Annotated in this window: 9 protein-coding genes; 4 read left to right on the forward strand and 5 right to left on the reverse strand. The window is 69.1% G+C overall.

What is annotated here, in order from left to right:
• The first annotated feature begins 309 nt into the window (after positions 1-309).
• Positions 310-1,152, forward strand: coding sequence for a hypothetical protein (locus CCN56_RS36050; protein WP_086831970.1), 843 nt, complete (start codon positions 310-312; stop codon positions 1,150-1,152).
• A 118-nt stretch (positions 1,153-1,270) separates the two neighbouring features.
• Entirely contained in the window at positions 1,271-1,456 is a 186-nt protein-coding gene (locus CCN56_RS36055) for a hypothetical protein (RefSeq protein ID WP_086831971.1), read from the forward strand.
• 69 nt (positions 1,457-1,525) lie between these two features.
• Here the strand turns inward: CCN56_RS36055 and CCN56_RS36060 are convergent, their stop codons facing one another.
• Positions 1,526-1,894: a metal-sensitive transcriptional regulator gene (locus CCN56_RS36060; protein ID WP_086831972.1), complete on the reverse strand. Its 369-nt coding sequence runs from the start codon at positions 1,892-1,894 to the stop codon at positions 1,526-1,528.
• 194 nt (positions 1,895-2,088) lie between these two features.
• On the opposite strand from CCN56_RS36060, the gene CCN56_RS36065 reads away from it, so the two are divergent.
• Both CCN56_RS36065 and CCN56_RS36070 read left to right on the forward strand, forming a co-directional pair.
• A complete protein-coding gene (locus CCN56_RS36065) occupies positions 2,089-2,709 on the forward strand; it encodes a DUF47 domain-containing protein (RefSeq protein ID WP_041130381.1) in 621 nt (206 codons plus the stop codon).
• 5 nt (positions 2,710-2,714) lie between these two features.
• Positions 2,715-3,713, forward strand: a complete 999-nt coding sequence (locus CCN56_RS36070) for an inorganic phosphate transporter (RefSeq protein WP_086831973.1) — start codon at positions 2,715-2,717, stop codon at positions 3,711-3,713.
• A gap of 221 nt (positions 3,714-3,934) precedes the next feature.
• Here CCN56_RS36070 and pstB read toward each other — a convergent pair whose 3' ends face one another.
• The 4 genes from pstB to pstS form a co-directional block, all read right to left on the reverse strand.
• A complete protein-coding gene (pstB, locus tag CCN56_RS36075) occupies positions 3,935-4,711 on the reverse strand; it encodes a phosphate ABC transporter ATP-binding protein PstB (protein ID WP_086831974.1) in 777 nt (258 codons plus the stop codon).
• Between the two features lie 25 nt (positions 4,712-4,736).
• Positions 4,737-5,813: a phosphate ABC transporter permease PstA gene (pstA, locus tag CCN56_RS36080; protein ID WP_086831975.1), complete on the reverse strand. Its 1,077-nt coding sequence runs from the start codon at positions 5,811-5,813 to the stop codon at positions 4,737-4,739.
• On the reverse strand, positions 5,810-6,784 hold the full coding sequence (gene pstC, locus CCN56_RS36085) for a phosphate ABC transporter permease subunit PstC (RefSeq protein WP_086831976.1): 975 nt from the start codon (positions 6,782-6,784) through the stop codon (positions 5,810-5,812). Before pstC ends, pstA begins: the two co-directional genes overlap by 4 nt.
• Positions 6,785-6,907: 123 nt before the next feature.
• A complete protein-coding gene (gene pstS, locus CCN56_RS36090; protein ID WP_086831977.1) occupies positions 6,908-8,050 on the reverse strand; it encodes a phosphate ABC transporter substrate-binding protein PstS in 1,143 nt (380 codons plus the stop codon).
• Positions 8,051-8,347 lie beyond the last annotated feature (297 nt).

Below are 8,347 nucleotides of genomic sequence, written 5' to 3' on the forward strand. Positions count from 1 at the left end.
AGCTGCGGCTGGACGGGCCCGGCCCGCAGATCCCGCGACAAGGCCCGCTCGGACGCGGCGGAACACCTCCGTACAGCAGTTCCCGGCTAGGGCCCGTCCAGCCGCAGCTGCACCGTGCCAGCGCGAACGAGCCGCGCTCCGTCGTCGTCGTGGTGTGGGGGGATCCCTGCGCGTGCACCCCACCACCGTACTGCGCGTGACGGCACGCCCCCACCGTCGTTATGCGGATCGGGTGTTCCCGGGCCCGAGGGCGCCGGGGAAGGCCGGGTCCCGGGCAAACAGCGGTGAGGCGTTGGGGGTTGGCAGACGATGGTGGTCCAGGGGTACGGGCGTCCGCACGGTCGTGGTCGCGGGGCGTTCGCCGTCACCGCCGTCCTGGTCGGCTCCCTCGTCGGGCCCACCGCGCTCTCCGGGTGCGCCGCCCCCGACGACCCCAAGTCGACGGTCGACCCCGCCCTCGCCGTACGGAACGCCGCCGACGCCCTGGCGAAGGCCGGCACCTCCAAGGCCAGCACCTCCATGGAGATGGCCTCCGGCGGGACCCGGGTCACCATCCGGGGCGAGGGCGGCTACGACTTCCGGCGCCGCACCGGCCGCCTCCAGGTGCTGCTGCCGAAGGACCCGGCCGGGACGAGCGAACACCGGCCGATCACCGAGCTCCTCACCCCCGGCGCGCTCTACATGAAGAACCGCGGCGCCGGCGTCCCCGCCGACAAGTGGGTACGGGTGGACACCACGACCCTCGACGACGGGAACCTCGTCACCAACGGCGCCACCGACCCGGCCGCCGCGGCCGAGCTGCTGCGGGGCGCCCGCGAGGTCACGTACCTCGGCGAGGTCGAGCTGGCGGGGGTGAAAGTCAGCCACTACCGCGGCGTCGCCGACATCGCGCACGCCGCCCGGGTCGCCTCGCCGCAGCTGCGCGGGGCGCTCGCCGCGGCGGCGAAAGGGTTCGCCAAGGACACCGTGCCCTTCGACGCGTACCTCGACGGGGAGGGGCGGCTGCGGAAGGTGCGCCACCAGTTCAGCTTCAGCAACCAGGGCCGGACGGTCGCGGTCGCCTCGACGACCCTGCTGTACGGCTTCGGGGCCCCCGTCGAGGTGACGCTGCCGGACCGCCGGGACATCTACGCCGGGAAGATCAAGGCCTGACCCGGTGCGGTGGCGGTCCGGACCATCGGCAAATGGTCCGGACGTGTCATGCGCGGCGCGTGGCCCCGTACCTACGCTGGGAGACCGCTGGGAGACCGACGCCGGCAGGAAGAGGTGGATGCGCGTGGCCCCGCCCGGTACAGCAACCGTTCCCGCAGACCCGGACTGCGTCGCCCTCGCCGAGATCGAGCTCTGCGGCGAGCTGATCATCGCGGCATCGGCCGCGGACGGGGAACGGCTCAGCGCCGATCGGATCGACGAGGTGCTGCGGGTGGCGGCGGAGCGGGCCGTGAAGGACTTCTGACGGCCGGGCGGCACGAGGGCCTCTCGCGGTCGCGCGGGACCCTCGGCGGTGCCGCCCCGCCCGTACCGCTCAGGTGCGCATCATGCGGGCGATGGCCTTCGTGGCCTCCTCGACCTTCTCGTCGATGCCCGAGCCGGTGGCCGCCGCGTCCGCGACGCAGTGCCGCAGGTGCTCCTCCAGGAGCTGGAGGGCGAAGGACTGGAGCGCCTTCGTCGAGGCGGAGACCTGCGTGAGTATGTCGATGCAGTAGACGTCCTCGTCGACCATCCGCTGGAGACCGCGGATCTGGCCCTCGATCCGGCGGAGCCGCTTGAGGTGCTCGTCCTTCTGCTTGTGGTAGCCGTGCACACCGTGCGCGTGGTCGGCGTGTGCGTGGTCGGCCGCCTCGACGGCCTCGACGGCCTCGGGGGTGACCTGGTCCGTCTCGGTGGTCGTCATCGCGTCCTCCCGTTGTCCATTAAGGGGGTGTATACCCCTCGTGGGTATATGGTACCGATCCCCGCCGATCCGGGCGGGGGCCCGCTGCAGTTCACTGTGCCTGATGGGCGACACTGAGATACGCCGGTTAGCCGTGGCCGGATGATGCGCCTAGCATCAGCCTGACCGAAACCCAGCACACCCGAGGACCTCACGTGCGATTTCGTCTGACCCCCAGGGAGACGAGCTTCTACGACATGTTCGCCGCGTCCGCGGACAACATCGTCACGGGCTCCAAGCTCCTGATGGAACTGCTCGGAGCGGAGCCTTCCGCCCGGGCCGAGATCGCGGAGCGGATGCGGGCAGCGGAGCACGCCGGTGACGACGCCACCCACGCGATCTTCCACCAGCTGAATTCCTCCTTCATCACACCCTTCGACCGCGAGGACATCTACTCCCTCGCTTCGTCCCTCGACGACATCATGGACTTCATGGAGGAGGCCGTCGACCTGGTCGTCCTCTACAACATCGAAGAGCTCCCCAAGGGTGTCGAGCAGCAGATCGAGGTCCTGGCCCGGGCGGCGGAACTGACCGCCGAGGCCATGCCGAACCTGCGGACGATGTCGAACCTCACCGAGTACTGGATCGAGGTCAACCGTCTCGAGAACCAGGCGGACCAGATCCACCGCAAGCTGCTCGCCCACCTCTTCAACGGCAAGTACGACGCCATCGAGGTGCTGAAGCTCAAGCAGGTCGTGGATGTGCTGGAAGAGGCGGCCGACGCCTTCGAGCACGTGGCCAACACGGTGGAGACCATCGCGGTCAAGGAGTCCTGAGCTTCGTGGACACCTTCGCTCTGATCGTGACCATCGGTGTCGCGCTCGGCTTCACGTATACGAACGGCTTCCACGATTCCGCCAACGCCATCGCCACCTCGGTGTCGACCCGGGCGCTGACCCCCCGGGCGGCGCTGGCGATGGCGGCCGTCATGAACCTCGCCGGTGCCTTCCTCGGCAGCGGTGTCGCGCACACCGTCAGCAAGGGTCTGATCGAGACTCCGACGGGCAACTCGGGGATGGGCATCCTCTTCGCCGCGCTGCTCGGCGCGATCGTCTGGAACCTCGTCACCTGGTACTTCGGGCTTCCCTCGTCCTCCTCGCACGCGCTCTTCGGCGGCATGGTGGGCGCGGCGCTCGCGGGTGGCACGCAGGTCATCTGGTCGGGCGTCCTCGAGAAGGTCGTCATCCCGATGTTCCTCTCGCCGGTCGTCGGCCTCATCGCCGGTTACCTGGTGATGACCGCGATCCTGTGGATGTTCCGCAAGGCGAACCCGCACAAGGCCAAGCGCGGCTTCCGCATCGCGCAGACCGTCTCGGCGGCCGGCATGGCGCTCGGCCACGGCCTCCAGGACGCCCAGAAGACCATGGGCATCGTGGTGATGGCCCTGGTCATCGGTGACGTGCAGAGCGCCGACGCGCCGATCCCGGTGTGGGTGAAGCTCGCCTGCGCCATCATGCTCTCGCTCGGTACGTACGCGGGTGGCTGGCGCATCATGCGGACCCTCGGCCGCAAGATCATCGAGCTGGACCCGCCGCAGGGCTTCGCGGCGGAGACGACCGGCGCGTCGATCATGTTCCTGACGGCGTTCGTCTTCAAGGCGCCGATCTCGACGACGCACGTCATCACCTCCGCGATCATGGGCGTCGGTGCGACGAAGCGCGTCAACGCGGTCCGGTGGGGTGTCGCCAAGAACATCGTCCTGGGCTGGTTCATCACGATGCCGGCGGCGGGGATCGTCGCCGCGGTGAGCTACTACGTGATCAAGCTGATCTTCGGGTGATGGGCGGCGGCAACCGGTGTTGCCGGGGGTCCGGGGGTCGTCCCCCGGGGGATGCGGTATCACGATGCCGGCGGCGGGGATCGTCGCCGCGGTGAGCTACTACGTGATCAAGCTGATCTTCGGGTAGGACCTCGCGAAAGTGGTTGGGCCCGGCTCCCCTGTGGGGGAGCCGGGCCCTCGTCATTACGGTGGCACCGCCATGCAGCACCGTAAGACGGTCTTTATCCGAAGCGGCCGGAGATGTAGTCCTCGGTCGCCTGGACGCTCGGGTTGGAGAAGATGCGCTCGGTGTCGTCCAGCTCGATCAGCTTGCCGGGCTGGCCGACGCCCGCCAGGTTGAAGAAGGCCGTGCGGTCCGAGACGCGGGCGGCCTGCTGCATGTTGTGCGTCACGATGACGATCGTGAAGCGCTCCTTCAGCTCGCCGATGAGGTCCTCGATGGCGAGGGTGGAGATCGGGTCGAGGGCCGAGCAGGGCTCGTCCATGAGCAGGACGTCCGGCTCGACGGCGATGGCGCGGGCGATGCACAGACGCTGCTGCTGGCCGCCGGAGAGGCCGGAACCCGGCTTGTTGAGGCGGTCCTTGACCTCGTTCCAGAGGTTGGCGCCCTTGAGGGACCGCTCGACGATGTCGTTCAGCTGGGACTTCTTGTACGAGCCGTTGAGGCGCAGGCCCGCCGCCACGTTGTCGAAGATCGACATGGTGGGGAAGGGGTTCGGGCGCTGGAAGACCATGCCGACCGTGCGGCGCACGGCGACGGGGTCGACACCGGCCCCGTACAGGTTCTCGTCGTCGAGCATCACCTTGCCCTCGACGCGGCCGCCGGGGGTGACCTCGTGCATGCGGTTCAGGGTGCGCAGGAAGGTGGACTTGCCGCAGCCGGAGGGGCCGATGAAGGCCGTCACGGAGCGGGGCTCGACGGTCATCGAGATGTCGTCGATCGCCTTGTGGGCGCCGTAGTAGGCGGAGAGGCCGCTGACGTCGATTCGCTTGGCCATGTGAATCACTTCCAATGTGCCGCGGTCAGCGGCCGGTCTTCGGGGCCTTCCAGCGGGCGATGCCGCGGGCCACCAGGTTGAGGATCATGACGAAGGCGATCAGGACGAGCGCGGCGGCCCAGGCGCGGGCCACGGCGGCGTCGGTGCCGACCGCGTACTGCTCGTACACGTAGAGCGGCAGGGAGGACTGGGCGCCTTCGAAGGGGTTCGGGTTGATGAGCTTCGTGCCGAACACGAGGAGGAGGACCGGGGCCGTCTCACCGGTGATGCGGGCGACCGCGAGCATGACGCCCGTGGTGATGCCGCCGATCGCGGTGGGCAGGACCACCTTCAGGATGGTGCGCCACTTGGGGATGCCGAGGGCGAGGGAGGCCTCGCGGAGCTCGTTCGGGACGAGCTTGAGCATCTCCTCGGTGGAGCGGACCACGACCGGCATCATCAGGATGGCGAGGGCCATCGCGCCGGCGAAACCGGAGGGGCCGAAGCCCAGGATCAGGTTCCAGGTGGCGAGGATGAAGAGGCCGGCGACGATCGACGGGATGCCCGTCATGACGTCGACGAAGAAGGTGACGGCCTTGGCGAGCTTGCCGCCGGTGGCGTACTCGACGAGGTAGACGGCGGTCAGCAGGCCGATCGGCGCGGCGATCAGGGTGGCGATGCCGACCTGCTCGATGGTGCCGAGCAGCGCGTGGTAGACGCCGCCGCCCTCCTCGGCGTCGAGGACGCCGTTCATCGAGTGGGTCAGGAAGTACGGGCTGAGGGCTTCGAGGCCCTTGCTGATCGTGACCCAGGCGAGGGAGAGCAGCGGGACGACGGCGAGGACGAAGCAGACCCAGACGAGGCTGGTGGCGACGCGGTCCTTGGCCTGGCGGCGGCCCTCGACCTTGGTGGTGAGGGCGTACGTGACGAGGACGAAGAGCAGCGCGGCGATCAGGCCCCACTGGACCTTGCTGTGCCAGCCGGCGGCGAGGCCGATGCCGACGGCCGCGGCGATGGATCCGGCGGCGACGGCGGCCGGGGTCCAGCGGGGCAGCCGGGCGTGGGAGAGAGGCGCGCGGTGCGGGGTGGCCGCGACCGGACGTTCCTGTATGGCGTGGCTCATGCCGCGGCCCCCGAGTACTCCTTGCGGCGGCCGATGATCCAGCGTGCGGCGCCGTTGACCAGCAGGGTGATGACGAAGAGGACGAGACCGGAGGCGATCAGCGCGTCCCGGCCGAACCCGTCGGCCTCGTTGAACTTGGCGGCGATGTTCTGCGCGAAGGTGCCGCCGCCCGGGTCGAGCAGGTGGCCCGAGAGGACGAAGCTGGGGGAGAGGACCACGGCGACGGCCATGGTCTCGCCGAGTGCGCGGCCGAGGCCCAGCATGGAGGCGGAGATGATGCCGGAGCGGCCGAAGGGCAGCACCGACATGCGGATGACCTCCCAGCGCGTGGCGCCGAGGGCGAGGGCGGCTTCCTCGTGCATCTTCGGGACCTGGAGGAAGACCTCGCGGGTCACGTTGGTGATGATCGGAAGGATCATGATCGCCAGGAGGATGCCCACGGTGAAGAGGTTGCGGGCGACGCCGTCCTGGGACTTGTCGAAGATGTACGTCCAGCCGAAGTACTGGTCGAGCCACTTGTTGAGGCCGTCCAGGTACGGGACGAGGAAGATCGCGCCCCAGAGGCCGTAGATGATGCTGGGCACGGCGGCGAGCAGGTCGACGACGTACGCGAGCGGCTTGGCCAGCTTGCGCGGGGCGTAGTGCGAGATGAAGAGGGCGATCCCGATCGCGACGGGCACGGCGATGAGCATCGCGATGACCGAGGAGACGAGGGTGCCGAAGGCGAGGACGGCGATGCCGAAGACCGGCGGGTTGTTCGCCGGGTTCCACTCGAAGGTGGTGAAGAAGTTCGTGCTGTCCTTCGAGATGGCGAGGGCGGCACGGTAGGTCAGGAAGACCGCGATCGCGGCCATGATCACGAGGAGGGTGATGCCGGAGCCGCGGGACAGGCCGCTGAAGATGCGGTCCCCGGGGCGGGTCGCGCTCTTGGCGCTCCGGCTCCTCTGTATGTCAGGTGTGGTGGTAGCCATCTGTTCTTCTCCGGTCTGCGGGTCCCGTACGTCCCTTGCGGGGTGACGGGGCCCTGGCGGCGGTGCACCGGATGCCGGGACCGGCCCCTTCACGCGAGGTGAGGGGCCGGGCCCGGCCGGGGGTCAGGACAGGGTCGGGACGATCGCGCGGACCTTGGCCGCGATCTCGGCCGGGAGCGGGGCGTAGCCGGCGTCGGAGAGGACCTTCTGGCCCTCCTCGCTGGCGGTGTAGGTGAGGAAGGCCTTCAGGGTCGGCAGGGTGTCCGCCTTGTTGCCCTTGTCGCAGGCGATCTCGTACGTGACCAGGGTGATCGGGTACGCGCCCTCGGCCTTGGTGGTGTAGTCGAGGGAGAGGGCCAGGTCGCTGCCGGTGCCCTTGATCTTGGCGGCGGCGATGGCCTTCGAGGCGTTCTCCGTGGAGGCGGCGACCGGGGCGGAGGCGCCGGTGTTGATGCTGACCGTGGAGATCTTGTTGGCCGTGGCGTAGGAGAGCTCGAAGTAGCCGATGGAGCCCTCGGCGTCCTTGACCGCGGTGGCGACACCGGAGGAGCCGTTGGCGGCCTGGCCGTTCGGGGCGGGCCACGACTTCGTCTTCGGGTCGTACTTCCAGTCGGCCGGGGCCGTGGCGGAGAGGTACTTGCCCAGGTTCTGCGTGGTGCCCGACTCGTCCGAGCGGTGGAAGGCCTGGATCGTGGTGTCGGGGAGCTTGGCGCCCGGGTTCAGCTTGACGATCGCCGGGTCGTTCCACTTGGTGATCTTCGTGTCGAAGATCTTGGCCAGCGTGGGGGCGTCGAGGACCAGGTTGTCCACGCCGTCCAGCTTATAGCCGATGGCGATGGGGCCGCCCACCATGGGGAGGTTGACGCCCTTGCCGCCCTTGCAGATCTTCTGCGACGCGGCGACCTCTTCGGGCTTCAGGGCGGAGTCGGAGCCGGCGAAGGTGACCTGGCCCTGGTTGAACTTGGTGATGCCGCCGCCGGAACCGATGGCCTGGTAGTTGACCTCGACGCCGGAGCACGCGGCCTGGAAGTTCTTGACCCACAGGTCCATGGCGTTCTTCTGCGCGCTGGAGCCGGCGGCGAGGATCTGGCCCTTGGCACCGTCGCACGCGATGTTCGACGCGGCGGCGGAGGTCTTGGTGCCGCCGTCCTTCGTCGGGGTCTCCGTGTTGTTGTCCGAGCCACACGCCGAGAGGACGAGCGCACCGGAGACGACGAGGGCACCGATCGCGGAGGCGCGAAGCCCGTTCTTACGCGAAAGCTTCACTTTCGGGTGTTTCCTTCCAGAAGCCGCCTTGTCGCGGACCGTGATGTCCTGACCGTTCTACGGCGGCGTGTGTCGGTTGGTCGGTGCGTCGCTGTGCTCCGTGCACCGTGTAAGGCCGAAATTAGGCAGAACAGGTGAAGCGGTCGGCGGGGGAGGGTGAACGGGAAGTGAACCGTGCCAGAAGGGCGGGTGCGGGCGCCTCGGGCGGCGGGCGGCGGGATCTTGGACCTCTGCCGGTGCGGGTGGCGCCTTTGCCCGGTGCGGGGCGAAAGCCCCGGGCGCGGGCCCACGCGGGGG

Origin of the sequence: Streptomyces sp. NRRL B-24572, from assembly GCF_002156145.1 — a bacterium.
In the GTDB taxonomy this organism is placed as follows: Bacteria; Actinomycetota; Actinomycetes; order Streptomycetales; family Streptomycetaceae; genus Streptomyces; species Streptomyces vietnamensis.